The organism is Mycobacterium parascrofulaceum ATCC BAA-614, assembly GCF_000164135.1.
Taxonomy (GTDB): Bacteria; Actinomycetota; Actinomycetes; order Mycobacteriales; family Mycobacteriaceae; genus Mycobacterium; species Mycobacterium parascrofulaceum.
On record NZ_GG770674.1, the window covers coordinates 1 to 528 of the forward strand.

At 58.3% G+C, this 528-nt stretch carries 1 protein-coding gene; it reads right to left on the reverse strand.

Translation table 11 applies throughout. From position 1 onward, the window contains the following. Positions 1-148 precede the first annotated feature (148 nt). Positions 149-528 (reverse strand): hypothetical protein (locus tag HMPREF0591_RS31860; RefSeq protein WP_208857822.1); only part of this gene is annotated, 380 nt, incomplete at its 5' end.

Below are 528 nucleotides of genomic sequence, written 5' to 3' on the forward strand. Positions count from 1 at the left end.
TAGTTATCTGTAACTGTGGTCAGATTGTGGTCATATTTTGGCCATCGCGGCAAGCGCGCCGCGCGCAGGCGCCGCTGGGCCGCACACCTTCTTGGGGTTTCGAAAGCCGAACACCGTTTATCTAACTGCGGGCAACCTGTTGGCTCGGTTAGGAAAAGAGGCGGTCAGTAATGGATCCCGGAGAGACGCCCGACATGCGATGATAGAGCAACAGCGCCTGCCGCTCGGTCAGCGACGAGATGTGATCACAGCAGCCTCGTAATGGGGAGCCGTGGTCGGCCACTTCCTCCTGGCGATCTGGGGGCAGCAGGCGCTCATAATCGGCGACGTGCCAGGCGAGCAGATCAGCGACAATTCGGCGACTTCCATTTTGCTGACTGGCAAGGGCAGGGTTGTCGATGACATAGAACCAGATCAGCTCTTTCAACAGGTCGCAGGTGAAGCGGCGCTCATCGGGCACGTGCAAATACGCGTTGTACCCATTTAGCGGTGCATTCTCGTCGGCCATCGGATCAGTTGGTCGCAGCT